Source organism: Arachidicoccus ginsenosidivorans (assembly GCF_007971385.1).
GTDB lineage: Bacteria > Bacteroidota > Bacteroidia > Chitinophagales > Chitinophagaceae > Arachidicoccus > Arachidicoccus ginsenosidivorans.
Map to the genome: position 1 here is coordinate 1,296,612 of NZ_CP042434.1, position 14,508 is coordinate 1,311,119.

Sequence of the window (14,508 nt, forward strand, 5' to 3'; positions counted from 1 at the left end):
TGCCAAATTAGATTGAACATCAAATATGTATTTTTGCGCCGCGCATTTCTTAATTCTTGGGGCCAAAGCAGGTCATAGGCTGATTACATAACGACCTTAGCCGTGCATTTCTATAAAACGAAACAAAGCTTTGAGGACCCAATTTTAATAATATGTACAACTTAATGACACTATATTGTAGCTAAATTACTACTTTATTCCCCTGACCTAACCTGCAATCGGATTGACATCCGGATCAACCGAACTGCCAAAAACCAAATCTCCTGTTTCATCCGCAGGTTTCAACGGCAAACGAATGCCCAAATCAGTGGCAACTGCCCGAATCTGAGTAAAACTGACCGATTCTCCACTAATCACCCTTATTTCACCGGCTTTTGCTTCCGGGTTACTATAGATGAGTTCTTCAATATATTTTCGCTCCTTTTTTGTTACAAAAAGCGAGATGTCAACTTCTTTTGTTTCCAAAAAAGAGATTAAATGGCTTTCAATAGTGCTAACCACCAAATTTCTTGACTCGGCAATCTGCTCAATGGTCATTCCTTCTTTAAGAAGGGTAAGGGACATTTTTTTGAGCTCCCTACGGGTGGTTTGCTTTCTGGTTTTAATTTTTTGGTGGCTTCGGTTACATTGATCCGGTGTAAACCGGTAACGGAAGATAACCAATCAGTCACAGCCTGCGACTTACACATAGACTCTGTAAGTTGGATAACCTGATTAATTTGTGCTACTTTTCGTTCTAATGGTAAGATCAGGCCGATTATTTTTTTCTGGATAGCAGCCGTTTTTTTGATGCTTTTCAGTTTTTTAAACTGTTCTTTAAGCGGTTCAATAACCTCCTTAGCCAGGGCGTCCGTAAACCAACCGCAGGCTGCCCTTGTTCTTTGATGCAGCTTTTCAAAGCTCTCATTATCAGCAGAATCCAATAGTTGGGTTAATTGAGAATTAAACTTTTCAGAGGTTGCTCTTTGCTGGCGAATCTGCCCGTAAATTTCTTTCATCTTATCCAGTAAATCCTGATGAGCACTGAAAAGTTTTTGTTCGTTTTCCTTAATATAGGCTTCAATTTGATGATCCAAGCGGTTCCAATCGAAAGCCTCCAATATTAACGTATATATGTATTGCCTTTGCAAATGCTGCAATTGTTGACCTAGTTGATTTTCATCTTGGGCTATATCATAATATTCCATTACGGAAGGGTCAGTTCGGATTGAAGATGCCATTATCCGACTTCTGAGTACTAGCCCTTCCAGACTCCTCAATCTACTTAGGGCAACATATACTTGTCCAGGCGCAAAAGATGCGCCCGCATCTATGACCGCCTTGTCAAATGTTAAGCCTTGACTTTTATGCACAGTAATTGCCCAGGCAAGCCTGATGGGTAATTGACTGAAACTGCCGACTTCTTGTTCATCAATCTGATCTTTTTCACCATCGTATTCATAACGAAGGTTCTGCCATAATTCCCTTTCTAAGGTCAGTAGATCTTTTTCATCCTTGAATTGGATTTTGATTTCCTGATTGATGTCTATTTGAGCGACGACACCAATTTTGCCATTATAAAACCGGCGTTCTTCCCCCTTGTCATTTTTAATGAACATGATCTGAGCGCCGACTTTAAGTTCTATATCTTTTTCTGCAGGAAAGGCTTTTTCCGGAAAATCACCTTCTACAATAGCCCGAAAGTAATAGGATTTGCCTGGCAGGGCTTTAAGGGCCTTTTGATTAATTTGGTCAGCAATCGCATTATGAGAGGTAAGCGTAATATAGCCTTCATCCTCCCTGGGCTCAAATTCTGGATGGTAATAACTATTAAGCTGCCAGAGTTCTTCCTGACTGACTTTGCTATTACGAATCTGATTCAATAAATGAATAAACTCCTGATTACTTTGACGGTAAATCTTTTTCAGCTCTAAAAAGACCGGAGGCGAATCTTTAAGAGAATGGGCATCAAAAAAGAATGGGCTGTCATAAAACTGATTCAATGTCGTCATATCCTCATTACGGACAACCGGTGGCAGCTGGAATAAATCCCCTATAAAAAGCATTTGAACACCTCCAAAGGGCTTAGAATTTCTCCTCACCCACTTCAAAACTTCGCTAATGGCATCCAAAAGATCGGCTCTAACCATGGAAACTTCATCTATAATCAGGAGCTCCAGCTCTTCCATAATGCTTCTTTTAGCACTATTTAGCTTGAGTTTATGCAGTAACTGATGCTTATTATAAAGCGCCTGATTCTCGCTCACCCCCAAACGTGTTCTGAGGTAGGGGCAAAAATGCCGAAGGGTAATTGAAAAAAGGAATGGATAGTAACACCTCCTGCATTGATAGCGGCCACTCCAGTTGGCGCTAGCACCACCATCTTTTTGGGACAATGCTGTTTTATATAGCGCAAAAAGGTGGTCTTACCAGTGCCAGCCTTTCCTGTCAAAAAAAGAGGACTCCGGGTAAAATTCACAAAAGAAACGGCTTGCTCAAAGGCCTTATTGCTGCTATCATGTTCCATAAGCCTGCAAATTACAGAAATCTAACTGACCTTGCAAGAACCACTGCTGTTTCTCAGCTCTATAAATCGGCTTAAGCCTGAAAATAGGTGCGAATTCCATTTTCAATTAAATAGGTCCCAAAATTTTATAGGGAAATTAAAAGACTTTCTTATTCTGAAAACAATTATGCTTTCATATTGTCAATGGTTTGTCATTTAAGGCCGTTTTTTAGCAATAATGAGGACATTTTATCCTTTTCTAAGCTTTTATAGCGGCTGTGCAACCATATAATTAACGTTTATTGACTAATTTTGCACTCAATTATTCAAATTTGACATGGCAAAACGTGGCATTATATTAATGAATCTGGGTTCTCCGGATTCTACAAGCTTACCGGACCTGAGAAAATACCTGACACAGTTTTTAATGGATGAAAAAGTGATCGATAAACCCTGGCTACTGCGTTCCATTTTGGTTAAAGGTCTGATAGTGCCTTTCAGATCACCTAAATCTGCCGAGGCTTACAGGAAAATTTGGTGGCCGGAAGGTTCTCCTCTTATTGTGATTACAAACAGATTGAAAAATGCCTTAGCAGAAAAGATAATGGATCCTATGTCTATCTCTATGCGCTATGGCAATCCATATCCGAAGGCTGCCTATGAAGCACTCTTAGCGGATAATCCTGACTTAGAAGAAGTTATCTTAGTCCCCTTGTATCCTCACTATGCCATGAGCAGTTTTGAAACTGCCGTAGACTATATGACCAAGGCCCATAAAGCGCTAGGCTACCGTTTTGCCCTTAAAACCACCCCACCATTTTATAATCATCCGGCCTATATCAATGCATTAGCGGAAAGTATCAGGCCCTACCTGCAGGAAGATTTTGACCAGTTGCTGTTTAGTTATCATGGCATCCCTGAAAGGCATGTTTTGAAAACGGATCCCACTGGCAATCATTGTATGCAGTCGGACAATTGCTGCTTTACCAAATCCATATGTCATAAAACCTGTTACAGGCATCAGGTAACCATGACCAGTGAATTGGTTACCAAAAAACTGGGGCTCCCCAAAAGCAAATGGCAACAAAGCTATCAATCCAGATTGGGCAGAGATCCTTGGTTACAACCCAATACGCAGGTTAGGTTACCACAATTACCTGCAGAGGGTGTTAAAAAATTACTGGTAGTCAGTCCATCTTTTGTTAGTGATTGCCTTGAAACACTTGAAGAGATTGAAATTCGTGGTAAAGAAGACTTCCTGAATAGTGGAGGTGAAAGTTACCGTTATATACCTTGTATGAATATTCAACCCCTGTGGGTGGAAGCACTTGCAGGGATTATCAATGAAGTTAAATAAGATCATTATCTGTAATTTTAGCCTATGTATTATTATATCAAGGCCTTACATATTATTTTCATCGTCACCTGGTTCGCAGGACTTTTTTATTTCCCGCGGCTACTGATCTATAATGCTGAAGCCCAGCAGACTGCTGATGAAGCAGTCAAAAAAGCGCTGAGTAAACAGTATTTATTGATGATGAAGCGGCTTTGGTTTGGTATAACAGTCCCTTCGGCAATTATTACATTAATATTTGGGTCTTTGTTATTGCATTTAGGGCATTGGGAATATCATCTTTTTGATAGCACAGGCAGGTGGCTTTTAATCAAACTGTGCTTTGTCATTCTGCTTTACCTCTATTTTTTGTCCTTGGGTAAAATATTTAAACAGCAGCGAAAAGGAATCTTTAAATATTCTGGAAATCAATTGCGCTTTTATAATGAAGTGGCCACGGTATTTCTATTTGCCATTGTATTTTTAGCGACCGTAAAAAGTGCAATAAGTCTTCTTTATGGTTTGGGTGGACTGGTCCTATTGATTCTTCTGCTAGTCATCGCCATTAAAGTTTACAAAAGGACCCGGGAGCATAAATCAAAGAAATAAGGCCCAGTAACCGCCATATTTCTTTAGTAAAAAGGGAAATCGCTTTTGAATTATTATGTATTGCACAATATAATAATTCAAAAGCGACTAAATATTGTAAATCTCTATGAAAAAATAGCAAATCGATAAAAAAGTCTTTTTTGCCGACCTGTACACGCTATTTCTCTACCATAAAAATAAAATCTTTCCACAATTCAAGGATAAACATTTTCATTTGCCCTACTAAGCCTTTTTGAAGGTCTTGCTCATCATATGGTTCAGGTAAATCATAAATCCAAACACATAACTATCTACAAACGAATTAGTTAAACCTTCCTTTAAAACTCTCAACGGTGTTGAGAGTTTTAAAGGAAGGTAATTACCCATTCAAACAAACTCGATGAAATTTGTCACTCCAACTCACGATAACTATAATTTTCTTTTATGCATAACCACAAATGTAAATTCTTTCTCTTCAATAGTTTTACAACGTGAGAATATTGTTAAATTATGCGTCCAACTAATTTCTCTCAGCATCGCCGAGAGTTTCGGTACATCTTTATAAGACTCATGAAATTGCTTCACCCTCCACATATTCTAATCAGAAAACCCCTTAATGCCAGGTTCATTACTTTGAATATATTGCGCCAAATCACCTACAACAGACAAAGCCCCATTCTGTATTTTGAACTTTATTAAAATTGTATTCCCAAACACTCCATTATAAATTTATAAGCTCAGTGTTTAGCGACCTTACGGCCTTTATCATTGCTCGTTTGATTAAATCAATCACTTCAGAAAAATGATTATCCATCTCTTAAAATTTATATAAATACAAAGCTAAACATACAATACAATTATTGAATATTACTGTAATATTATGTTTTCCCTTATTTTCCTTTGTTATACTCTTTCGTTCCTATTTACTAATACAGTAAGTTAAGCTAAATTGATTATCAATATTAAATGAAGACACTGCTGTAAATTAGGTGTAAAAATGTTTTTAACTATTTTTGCTTTTTCATACAATACACTACATTTTATAGCATAAATGACTAACAATATAAGGCACGCTTTGTAAGCAACCACATATATAGCGGATAAGCAACAATGCACCATTTTCGACAAACTGCCATTGCGCCGAATCGGCAAGTACATCTGCACTATTTTCCTCTCTTTTGCCTCCTCACTCCTATATTGGACATCAGCGACATATAGATAAAATTGACGGGGAGTTAGGCCATCAACCACCATAATCAGCTAGTTATAGCTCCACTATAATTTGCTACACAGTGTGTAGCGAATCTCAATGTTCAACTGAATTGAATTGTGAACGCAATGCGCTCCAATTAAATTCAGTTGAATTACGAACTTGGAGCCATTAATTAGTCTTCGTCACTAAGGAGCTTTTCAAGTTCTCTAGCCAATTGTTCCTTATCTGGCAAAAAAAGCTGGTATTTACTTACAAATAAATGATTATTGATATTTCAGTAGCATATTCTACCAATATATGATCTTTAAATGCACCTAAAACAATTCCAATTGGGGGATTATCGTCTTGAGAGTTTTCCTCTTTTTTGAAATAATTTAGGTACATATTCATCTGGCCAATATCATTGTACTCAATTTCGCCACGCTTCAAATCTATAAGCACGAAGCATTTCAATTTATAATGATAAAAAACAAGGTCGACGTAAAAATTGCGATTTGATAACGTTATTCTATATTGTCTCCCTATAAATGCGAAGCCCTTCCCAAGTTCAAGCAAAAATGCTTCGAGATTAGATATTAATTTTTCTTCTAATTCACTTTCTAGAAATCGATGTTTTTCAGGAATGCCAACAAATTCAAAAACATAAGGTTGTTTAATTATATCTGATGGCTGGTTAATTTCAGCACCTTTGTTAGCAATTGCTAATACGCCCTCCTTATCCTTGCTCAAAGCAACCCTATGAAATAGCATAGATTTCATCTGACGTTTTAACTCTCTAACACTCCAATTTTCTTTTTCACATTGTTTTGTATAAAACTCAATTTCTAAATTGTGCTCAGACTTTAAAATTTCGAAATAATGACTCCAACTTAATTTGTGAGACACCGTCTCACAAATTGGGAAAGACAAATAAAATTTACGCATATATGTTAAATTGGAGCGACTAAATCCCTTTCCATACTCTTGTTTTAAGTCCGTAGAAAGTCTTTCCAGTAATAAACTTCCATATTCTGATTTAACCTTACCACTTTGTTCAAATTCAACAATATGTTGTCCTATATGCCAATATGTTTGAACTAAAATACTATTCACTGCATACCCGGCATTTGACCGACCCTCATTAAATAGATTTCCTATTTGTTGTTTTAAATGATTATAATCCTTAGGCGAATAAACCTCCCGACGCTTTTCTTTCATATTTATAAAATAACAAGTAAAAAGAATGAATAAACTCAATCTGGATTTATTAGGACTTAACATTAGCCAATAAAAAATACAATAAATTATAAAAACAAATGTAGGTGTAGAGGAACTTACTAAATATTAATATTTGTACTGGCCAAAATCAGTACAAAGGTACTAAAATAATTCAAACCAATTTTATTATCGAGATAATATTTTCTATCTTATTTGCCAATACAGTATGTTCAACTATATTGATTATCACAATTATACAAGGATACTGGTGTAAATTAGGTGTAAAAATAATTACAAATTATTTAGTAAAAACGAAAATAACCTTAAATTAATAAGCTAAAGACACTAAACATATTTCTAAAAAACAACTAAAACTATATACCATTTTTGCTACAATAAGTGCCAACTATATTTACTAAATTTGCCAAGTAAATGGATAATAAAAAAATTTATGTGATAGCAGGCTGTAATGGTGCGGGCAAAACAACCGCATCCTTTACTATATTACCTGATATTTTAGACTGTAAAGAATTTATCAATGCAGATGAAATAGCTCGTGGCCTCTCTCCTTTTCAGCCTGAAAAGGTTGCTGTAGAGGCGGGACGAATCATGTTGAACAGAATAAACGAACTTATTGCGGACAATGAAAATTTCGCTTTTGAGACCACTTTAGCAACAAGAAGTTATAAAAGTAAAATATTGGAGGCTAAAGAAAAAGGTTATACTGTAATTTTATTATTCTTTTGGTTACATTCTGTGGATTTAGCTATCAAACGAGTCAATAACAGAGTTACTGAAGGAGGTCACTTTATAGAGCCAGAAGTTATTAAAAGAAGATATCTAAGAGGCATTAAAAACTTAAACAAATTGTATTTACCAATTGTCGATCAAGCATTCATATATGACAATACAGATGGGAACAATGAGATGGTAGCAGAAAAAGAATTCAAGGGTTCTTTGAAGATTTTAAATAAAGAAATTTATAATTTAATAATACAATAATATGGATAATAATACAAGCGAAGATTTACAACAAAAACTTCAACGCGGACTTGAATTAGCTTTTCAAAGACTTTTGGAATTTAAAAAACAAAAGAAGAGTCCGCTTATTATTATGAAGGATAATAAAATTATTGAAGTATCAGCAGAAGAGTTTATCAAAAATCGATCTGCATATCATAAACCCAAACCAGCCGTCTAAAAAAGCAGGCGGATGTGGATTTCAGAATTTAAAATATCAATTATAGGGGTACAAATTTTTTGAAATTGATTTATAATTATTCAAGTATTTGATTATCAACTGTTTGCCAATACATAATATTAAATAGATATGATCTAAAATTTCTACATCATTACCCAATATCCTATAAACTGGCACAGAATTCCAATAACAAGCCCAAGATTAATCTCAAATAAACTATGTTCACTAAGTGCCATTCGTGCAGAACACACAATCCCGGCAATTAAAGTTATGACTGTAATATCCAGTCCGTAATTATTTTGATATAATAAATAGGTAAGGATCACCCCAGCTAAGGCGCCACCTACCCCCATGGCATGCATACTAATCTTGACAAAGTTATTTAGGATCAAACCGGGTACAGTCGCCAAAAAAATCCCAAAATAGAAGAATTTAAGCGCAGAAGCTTGATCTGTAAAATTTCTGCTGAGATACCACATCCACCAATAAAATATCATAGTGGCGATATAAGGAATAATCCTTTCTTTCTGGTTTCTAAGATGCATACTTTTAGCAAAACCCAATTTCCAGAGAAGAAAAACAGTAAAGGCCGGAAAAAATGCGGTTGTCATAAAAACACCGATTTCCCTAAGGGTAAGTTCATGGCCTTCCAGGCCAATAAATTCATAGGGAAACCTTTTTACCATCCAAAGGAATATATAGGTAGGTATAAACAATGGATGAAACACATAAGACAATACTTTTGCCAATATTCTAATAACTGCAGACTGCCGCTGGATTACATTTTCCGCCATATCTATAATTGAATTCTTAACCGGGCCACTGGAATATTTAATTGCTCTCTGTATTTAGCCACGGTCCTGCGTGCAATATTATAGCCTTTTTCTTGTAAAATCTCGGTTAATTTCTCATCACTGAATGGTTTTTGTTTATCCTCTCCTTCTATGACATCACTCAAAATCTTTTTCACCTCACGTGTAGATACTTCCTCACCGCTTTCCGTGCTTAACGACTCGCTGAAGAAGAACTTCAGTCGATAGGTCCCGAATTCAGTCTGAACAAACTTACTATTGGCAACCCGGCTTACCGTGGAGATATCCAGATCAATCATCTCTGCGATATCTTTGAGAATCATTGGCTTTAAAGTAGTCTCGTCACCAGTCATGAAAAATTCTTCCTGATATTCCATAATCGCACCCATCGTACTCAGCAAAGTATGCTGACGCTGTTTGATCATATCAATAAACCATTTGGCAGAATCAATTTTTTGTTTGATAAACAAGATGGCTTCCTTTTGTCTTTTGTCCTTCTTATCCCCTTTATCATAATCTCGAAGCATGTCTCTATATCCATCGCTGATACGCAGATCAGGTGCATTCTTCGCATTCAGGGATAGTTCCAGTTCTCCATTATTATTAAATATGAAAAAGTCAGGTACAATATAACTCATAGCTTTGTTTACCTCACCTACCCCCCACCTGGTTTGGGGTTAAGCCGAATAATAGCCCCTATAGCAGATTTAAGCTGCTGTTCGGTGATACCAAGGCCTCTTTGGATCTTCTCATAATGTTTTTTAGTAAACTCATCAAAATATCTGGTCAATATCCGGATGGCCACCTGGGCAGGCGCTTCTGCATCTGGGCCTAACCTGCCCAGTTGAAGTAATAGACATTCCTGTAAATCCCGTGCACAGATACCCGCAGGATCAAATTGTTGGATTTTTTCAATGATAAGTTCCACCTCCTGTTCATTAGAATCTATATTCTGCCTGAAAGCCAGGTCATTAACGATGGAAGCTAGCTCCCTTCTGAGGTAGCCATCATCGTCAATACTACCTATAATTTGTTCAGCTATTACAGATTCCTTATCCGACAAGGACAGCATACCTAACTGTGTTTTTAAGGTTTCATGGAGGCTACTTTCTACCTTAAAGGGAATATTCTGCTTATCCTCTGCTTCCTGATAACCATCTGAACGAAGTTTATAATCAGCAATCTCATCATCCCCTTCACTCACATATTCAGAAATATCAATATTCTCATATTCCTGTTCACTTCCATCAGGCTCAAATTCATCTTCTTGCTGTGCATCATATTCTTCTGCAGGCAATTCTAAATCATCTTGCGCGTCTTCTTCATTACTTTCTTCCAGTGCCGGATTTTCTTCCAACTCTTCTTTTATGCGCTCTTCCAGATTTGCTGTCGGAATTTGCAACAATTTCATTAGCTGAATTTGTTGTGGTGACAGCTTCTGCATGAGCTTTTGCTGTATGGTTTGACTCAGTGCCATAACAATGTTGTTTGCTTCAATAATAAGGTCAGTTTCATAAAACCTATTCCAAAATTACAATGATTTATGGCTAATTTTCTAAATAAATTGTTTTATTTTAAAAAATGGCCTACTTTTTGCTAATATGGGATTTTTTCCTTATTTTAAAGGTTTTCTCAAAAAAAATGCTCCCTTAAAGGAGCATTTGGAAGCATTGAAACCCGAAAATCATAAAAAACTTCAATAAATATTTTTGCCATAAGTTTCTTTAAAATGGGAAAGTAAAAGAACCAGATCAATTTTGCGGATATTTAATTGAAAAAGCTCAATTCTTAAAGACTGCACCTCCAAAAAGGTGTTATAGTAAAATATGGTTACACTAGAATTATTGGTGGAATCTCTGCGATTATATTGCCAATCTATAATCTTATCCCAGCCAAGACTATTATCCTGTACAATTAAAGCCTCTGGCGTAAATTCCATGGCGATACCGCCACTGCGGAAAAAATTATAATTACCAAATAAGTACCCAAAAGAAATACACATCAGACCCAAAATTGCAATTAGGGCAGTATCACTGGCATTGAGTGATAAAAGCAAATTGGCGGCGTATACGCCCAATAAATAGACCCCAACGGTCGCCCAGATGATATAATCATGGGTCCTTCTGGTCCCTATTTTGGTATTGAGTCCATTCTCCCGAATAAAGCTATCCACCTGGTTCTGTTTTTGCGCTTTGGGAACGGCTCTTTCCGCCGGCTGTTCCATCAGAATATTTTCTGAAAGATGAATCTTTTCCAATACTTGCCAAAAGAGGTTCTTATATCTGGAATGTTTAATACGGGAATAGATGATTTTATCCTTAAAGATGTAAACCAGAAACAAAATGGCGGAAACACCTAAAAGATAAAAATTAACATGTATCTGCGTATCATCAGTACCTACTAAGGATAGTACCATTAATAAAAATGCACACAATACGAACACACTCGAATATTCCACAAAGCGGATACTGTTTTTGACACTCATTTAAGAAAGTTTTAAATTCAAATAAGCATTGGCCCTATTCTCTGTTAAAAAAGTTTTCATAAATATAATATGAATCCCCATTAGGATAGTAACAATTTATGCACAAATGACGACTCAAACGTTTGCGTAACAAAAATAATTCACGACTTTGGCTTTATTTTAACATTTATAACACCGCCTGACACTCATTTAAAATCCGCTGGAACATTGATCAGCCAACTATTCCATAACGATCTTTCAATAATTTTATATGGTATAGTGTATGGCCAAAGCTGATAAATATCCAACTTCGGCAGGTTGTTTTGTTCCCTGCAACCAGTCCAGTATTCATCAACGCCTCCTTATCAAAAGAGCGGAAAAGAATATTGTAATCAGCCTGCATGGCCAAAAACTCTTCCTGTAAATCACTGAATGCCCGGTATTTAGACCTTTGAAAACTGGCAAACTGATCTTGGTCGACGCCTGGTAGATCCTCCTTGACTCCCCTGGCAATGCTTAGCGCCCGGTAGGCAAAAACCCTTTCCATATCAATAATATGCTGCAGCACTTCTTTAACATTCCATTTACCAAGTGCGTAGCTGAAAGATGATTTTTCATCAGGTATCCTTTCAATAAAATCCATTAAATAAGGACTATGGTTCGAAATGAGCTCATTGACCGTTTCTCCACGCGTTAGCGAGACATAAGGCTCAAAGTGGGAGCTATACTCACTTGTTTCAATTCTGGACATATAGATTCAATTTTGGTTTAAAGGTAAGCCAGTTGGACCAAAAGCTTTCTATCGGCCTTACATAGACATTCTAACAGTTTAAGCCGCAAATTGTAATAATAAAATTACCTTTGTGCGGCCTATTTATAATAACATAAAAGACAATCCATGATTAAATCAACTATTCAGATAGATGTTGAATTAGATAAGGACCGTGTTCCTGAAAATATTTACTGGAGTACCACTGACCGGGAAAAGCAACAACAAAAAGCAAGGGCAATGTTACTGGCATTCTGGGACGCTGCAGATAAAAGTGCACTCAGAATTGATTTATGGACCAAGGATATGATGGTGGATGAAATGGCAGATTTCTTTTACCAGACCCTGATGACGATGGGTGACACATTAGCCAGATCCGTTAATCAGCAGGAGCTGGTGGATGATATGAAAGGTTTCGCCAAGGATTTTTACCAAAAATTCCGCAAATTACAGCTGGAACAAAATAAAATTGATGCAAAAGAGTAGTTTAGCCTTATAGCTAACGACCTAATTTAAATAAATACGTTTAGAACATGAGTTTAGAACAAGAAATTATGACACGCCTCAAGGAGGCCATGAAGACAAAAAATGAAGACGCCCTGCGTAGCTTAAGAGCCATCAAGGCAGAAATCATCAAAGCAAAAACAGAATCAGGCGCAGGCGGAGTAATTACCGAAGACGGCGAACTTAAACTTTTACAGAAGATGGCCAAACAGCGCAAGGATTCATTAGAGATCTTTGAACAGCAAGGCAGAGCAGATTTGGCTGCGAAGGAAAAGGCAGAGCTGCTGGTCATTGAGCAGTTCTTGCCTGAACAACTCTCTGAAGATAAATTAAAAGAGATTATTCAGCAGATTATCCAACAAACCGGCGCCTCCAGCCCTGCAGATATGGGTAAGGTTATGGGAGTGGCCACCAAGCAACTCGCTGGTAAAGCAGACGGTAAAGCGATTTCTACACAGGTGAAAGCATTACTTAATAAATGATCCTTGATCTGATAGCAGGGGTATTACTGGTGCTGGCAATCATTAAGGGCTATAGCAAGGGGGCCATTCTGGCCGCATTTTCTTACGTAGCCCTGATTATTGGTATTGCAGCGGCTATGAAACTTTCTGTGGTCGTGGCTGGCTATCTGACCAGCCAGTCCATGCATGGTAAATGGCTTTCGTTTTTATCTTTTGTGATTGTTCTGGTATTGGTAATTGTGGTCATTAAACTAGTGGCCAGGATGATCGAGAAATTAATCCAGGCAGTCCTTCTGGGCTGGATCAACCGCATTTGTGGCATTATTTTGTATGCATTGGTTTATTTTACGATATATAGTGTATTGTTATTCTATACGACTAAAATGGGACTTACAGGCCCTGAGACGATTAAGGCATCGGTAACCTATCCTTATTTTCATAATCTGGGTCCCTGGGTCATTGATCATTTGGGGCGGTTATACCCTGGTTTAAAGACATGTTTAAACACTTGAGTGATTTTTTTGCAGAAATGGCTGCCAGATTGCCTGCCGTGGGCAACTAATCTGGCGTTAAACGATCGTAAATATAATCAAAATCAGGGGCCATTTTGACTATATCCTGGATCATGTGCTAAAAAAAATAATATTTTCTCATTTGAATTATGTTTATTTGTAAGTAAGAAATACCTGTACAGATATTATAATATGAGTTACGAAGTAAAACAATTAGATAAGTTTCAATATATTGATGTAGGCGAGGGAGAACCCCTGGTTTTATTTCACGGTTTGTTCGGCGCACTGAGCAATTTTGAGGATCTGATTGATCGATTTAAGGATACCCATCGGGTTATTGTACCTTTATTGCCGCTTTTTTCATTAGATCTGTTAAGTACCACGGTTGGTGGCCTGCAAAAATATGTCAACCGTTTTTTTGAAAAGTTGGATATCAGCGATATGCACCTTTTAGGGAACTCTCTGGGCGGCCATGTTGCACTGGTTCAGGTACTCAAACATCCAGAGCGGATCAAAACCCTCATTTTGACTGGAAGTTCCGGCCTTTTTGAAAACGGTATGGGAGACACTTATCCCAAAAGAGGAGACAGAGATTATATCCGTAAAAAGACAGAATTCACCTTCTATGATCCAAAAATGGCGACAGAAGAACTTGTTAATGAAGTCTTTGAAATCACCAATAATCGCCTTAAAGTCATCAAAATCATTGCGTTGGCTAAAAGTGCTATTCGAAATAATCTTGGCCAGGAACTAAATGGTATCCAACAGCCTACTTTATTGATCTGGGGAAAAAATGACCAGGTGACGCCACCATTTGTGGCAGAAGAGTTTCATAAACTAATCCCGAATTCTGAGTTGCATTTTATCGACAAATGTGGCCATGCGCCAATGATGGAGGTACCGGCAGAATTTAATGTATTATTAGAAGCGTTCTTAAAAAAGCATAGGTCCGAAGCAAAATAAAGAATA

At 37.1% G+C, this 14,508-nt stretch carries 18 protein-coding genes; 8 read left to right on the forward strand and 10 right to left on the reverse strand.

The window, feature by feature from the left end:
• Nucleotides 1–207 precede the first annotated feature (207 nt).
• From FSB73_RS05265 to FSB73_RS26345, 3 genes are read right to left on the reverse strand one after another with little or no spacing between them, the layout of a single operon-like run.
• The gene (locus FSB73_RS05265) at nt 208–564 is read right to left on the reverse strand and encodes a helix-turn-helix domain-containing protein (RefSeq protein ID WP_146780451.1); all 357 of its coding nucleotides are present in this window, start codon (nt 562–564) and stop codon (nt 208–210) included.
• Nucleotides 534–2,246, reverse strand: coding sequence for an ATP-dependent DNA helicase (locus FSB73_RS05270; RefSeq protein WP_158639424.1), 1,713 nt, complete (start codon nt 2,244–2,246; stop codon nt 534–536). The genes FSB73_RS05265 and FSB73_RS05270 overlap by 31 nt, the downstream gene beginning before the upstream one ends.
• The gene (locus tag FSB73_RS26345; protein ID WP_146780453.1) at nt 2,243–2,506 is read right to left on the reverse strand and encodes an AAA family ATPase; all 264 of its coding nucleotides are present in this window, start codon (nt 2,504–2,506) and stop codon (nt 2,243–2,245) included. Before FSB73_RS26345 ends, FSB73_RS05270 begins: the two co-directional genes overlap by 4 nt.
• A gap of 316 nt (nt 2,507–2,822) precedes the next feature.
• On the opposite strand from FSB73_RS26345, the gene hemH reads away from it, so the two are divergent.
• Nucleotides 2,823–3,842 carry a ferrochelatase gene (gene hemH / locus FSB73_RS05280; RefSeq protein ID WP_146780454.1) on the forward strand — a complete coding sequence of 340 codons (1,020 nt, stop codon included), beginning with the start codon at nt 2,823–2,825 and terminating at the stop codon, nt 3,840–3,842.
• 24 nt (nt 3,843–3,866) lie between these two features.
• On the forward strand, nt 3,867–4,427 hold the full coding sequence (locus tag FSB73_RS05285) for a CopD family protein (RefSeq protein WP_146780455.1): 561 nt from the start codon (nt 3,867–3,869) through the stop codon (nt 4,425–4,427).
• A gap of 408 nt (nt 4,428–4,835) precedes the next feature.
• Here FSB73_RS05285 and FSB73_RS27435 read toward each other — a convergent pair whose 3' ends face one another.
• Together FSB73_RS27435 and FSB73_RS05295 are read right to left on the reverse strand one after the other, a co-directional pair.
• Complete coding sequence (locus tag FSB73_RS27435; RefSeq protein WP_225974505.1) at nt 4,836–5,000, reverse strand: DUF1016 N-terminal domain-containing protein; 165 nt, start codon at nt 4,998–5,000, stop codon at nt 4,836–4,838.
• 868 nt (nt 5,001–5,868) lie between these two features.
• Nucleotides 5,869–6,816 carry a PDDEXK nuclease domain-containing protein gene (locus tag FSB73_RS05295; RefSeq protein ID WP_225974506.1) on the reverse strand — a complete coding sequence of 316 codons (948 nt, stop codon included), beginning with the start codon at nt 6,814–6,816 and terminating at the stop codon, nt 5,869–5,871.
• 432 nt (nt 6,817–7,248) lie between these two features.
• Here FSB73_RS05295 and FSB73_RS05300 point away from each other — a divergent pair, with 432 nt between their 5' ends.
• Both FSB73_RS05300 and FSB73_RS05305 read left to right on the forward strand, forming a co-directional pair.
• Entirely contained in the window at nt 7,249–7,818 is a 570-nt protein-coding gene (locus FSB73_RS05300) for a zeta toxin family protein (RefSeq protein ID WP_146780456.1), read from the forward strand.
• Nucleotide 7,819: 1 nt separating this feature from the next.
• On the forward strand, nt 7,820–8,017 hold the full coding sequence (locus FSB73_RS05305; RefSeq protein ID WP_146780457.1) for a hypothetical protein: 198 nt from the start codon (nt 7,820–7,822) through the stop codon (nt 8,015–8,017).
• Between the two features lie 143 nt (nt 8,018–8,160).
• Here FSB73_RS05305 and FSB73_RS05310 read toward each other — a convergent pair whose 3' ends face one another.
• The 5 genes from FSB73_RS05310 to FSB73_RS05325 form a co-directional block, all read right to left on the reverse strand.
• Nucleotides 8,161–8,811, reverse strand: coding sequence for a hypothetical protein (locus FSB73_RS05310; RefSeq protein WP_146780458.1), 651 nt, complete (start codon nt 8,809–8,811; stop codon nt 8,161–8,163).
• 2 nt (nt 8,812–8,813) lie between these two features.
• Entirely contained in the window at nt 8,814–9,467 is a 654-nt protein-coding gene (locus tag FSB73_RS24185; RefSeq protein WP_262712505.1) for an RNA polymerase factor sigma-54, read from the reverse strand.
• A gap of 17 nt (nt 9,468–9,484) precedes the next feature.
• A complete protein-coding gene (locus FSB73_RS24190) occupies nt 9,485–10,306 on the reverse strand; it encodes an RNA polymerase factor sigma-54 (protein WP_262712506.1) in 822 nt (273 codons plus the stop codon).
• Nucleotides 10,307–10,525: 219 nt separating this feature from the next.
• Nucleotides 10,526–11,314 (reverse strand): hypothetical protein, encoded by a 789-nt coding sequence (locus tag FSB73_RS05320; protein ID WP_146780459.1) that lies wholly within the window; start codon nt 11,312–11,314, stop codon nt 10,526–10,528.
• A 211-nt stretch (nt 11,315–11,525) separates the two neighbouring features.
• Entirely contained in the window at nt 11,526–12,044 is a 519-nt protein-coding gene (locus tag FSB73_RS05325) for a DinB family protein (RefSeq protein ID WP_146780460.1), read from the reverse strand.
• Nucleotides 12,045–12,191: 147 nt separating this feature from the next.
• Here FSB73_RS05325 and gldC point away from each other — a divergent pair, with 147 nt between their 5' ends.
• The 4 genes from gldC (at nt 12,192) to FSB73_RS05345 (ending at nt 14,502) form a co-directional block, all read left to right on the forward strand.
• A complete protein-coding gene (gldC, locus tag FSB73_RS05330) occupies nt 12,192–12,548 on the forward strand; it encodes a gliding motility protein GldC (protein WP_192904093.1) in 357 nt (118 codons plus the stop codon).
• Nucleotides 12,549–12,595: 47 nt separating this feature from the next.
• Nucleotides 12,596–13,048 (forward strand): GatB/YqeY domain-containing protein, encoded by a 453-nt coding sequence (locus FSB73_RS05335; RefSeq protein ID WP_146780461.1) that lies wholly within the window; start codon nt 12,596–12,598, stop codon nt 13,046–13,048.
• Nucleotides 13,045–13,539: a CvpA family protein gene (locus FSB73_RS05340; RefSeq protein WP_146780462.1), complete on the forward strand. Its 495-nt coding sequence runs from the start codon at nt 13,045–13,047 to the stop codon at nt 13,537–13,539. Before FSB73_RS05335 ends, FSB73_RS05340 begins: the two co-directional genes overlap by 4 nt.
• A gap of 192 nt (nt 13,540–13,731) precedes the next feature.
• Nucleotides 13,732–14,502 carry an alpha/beta fold hydrolase gene (locus FSB73_RS05345; RefSeq protein ID WP_146780463.1) on the forward strand — a complete coding sequence of 257 codons (771 nt, stop codon included), beginning with the start codon at nt 13,732–13,734 and terminating at the stop codon, nt 14,500–14,502.
• Nucleotides 14,503–14,508 lie beyond the last annotated feature (6 nt).

Bases quoted from the DNA above. Each gene is read 5' to 3' on its own strand.
- FSB73_RS05265 (WP_146780451.1), bottom strand. From the start codon at position 564: ATGTCCCTTACCCTTCTTAAAGAAGGAATGACCATTGAGCAGATTGCC.
- FSB73_RS26345 (WP_146780453.1), bottom strand. From the start codon at position 2,506: ATGGAACATGATAGCAGCAATAAGGCCTTTGAGCAAGCCGTTTCTTTT.
- hemH (WP_146780454.1), top strand. From the start codon at position 2,823: ATGGCAAAACGTGGCATTATATTAATGAATCTGGGTTCTCCGGATTCT.
- FSB73_RS05285 (WP_146780455.1), top strand. From the start codon at position 3,867: ATGTATTATTATATCAAGGCCTTACATATTATTTTCATCGTCACCTGG.
- FSB73_RS27435 (WP_225974505.1), bottom strand. From the start codon at position 5,000: ATGTGGAGGGTGAAGCAATTTCATGAGTCTTATAAAGATGTACCGAAA.
- FSB73_RS05295 (WP_225974506.1), bottom strand. From the start codon at position 6,816: ATGAAAGAAAAGCGTCGGGAGGTTTATTCGCCTAAGGATTATAATCAT.
- FSB73_RS05300 (WP_146780456.1), top strand. From the start codon at position 7,249: ATGGATAATAAAAAAATTTATGTGATAGCAGGCTGTAATGGTGCGGGC.
- FSB73_RS05305 (WP_146780457.1), top strand. From the start codon at position 7,820: ATGGATAATAATACAAGCGAAGATTTACAACAAAAACTTCAACGCGGA.
- FSB73_RS05310 (WP_146780458.1), bottom strand. From the start codon at position 8,811: ATGGCGGAAAATGTAATCCAGCGGCAGTCTGCAGTTATTAGAATATTG.
- FSB73_RS24185 (WP_262712505.1), bottom strand. From the start codon at position 9,467: ATGAGTTATATTGTACCTGACTTTTTCATATTTAATAATAATGGAGAA.
- FSB73_RS24190 (WP_262712506.1), bottom strand. From the start codon at position 10,306: ATGGCACTGAGTCAAACCATACAGCAAAAGCTCATGCAGAAGCTGTCA.
- FSB73_RS05320 (WP_146780459.1), bottom strand. From the start codon at position 11,314: ATGAGTGTCAAAAACAGTATCCGCTTTGTGGAATATTCGAGTGTGTTC.
- FSB73_RS05325 (WP_146780460.1), bottom strand. From the start codon at position 12,044: ATGTCCAGAATTGAAACAAGTGAGTATAGCTCCCACTTTGAGCCTTAT.
- gldC (WP_192904093.1), top strand. From the start codon at position 12,192: ATGATTAAATCAACTATTCAGATAGATGTTGAATTAGATAAGGACCGT.
- FSB73_RS05335 (WP_146780461.1), top strand. From the start codon at position 12,596: ATGAGTTTAGAACAAGAAATTATGACACGCCTCAAGGAGGCCATGAAG.
- FSB73_RS05340 (WP_146780462.1), top strand. From the start codon at position 13,045: ATGATCCTTGATCTGATAGCAGGGGTATTACTGGTGCTGGCAATCATT.
- FSB73_RS05345 (WP_146780463.1), top strand. From the start codon at position 13,732: ATGAGTTACGAAGTAAAACAATTAGATAAGTTTCAATATATTGATGTA.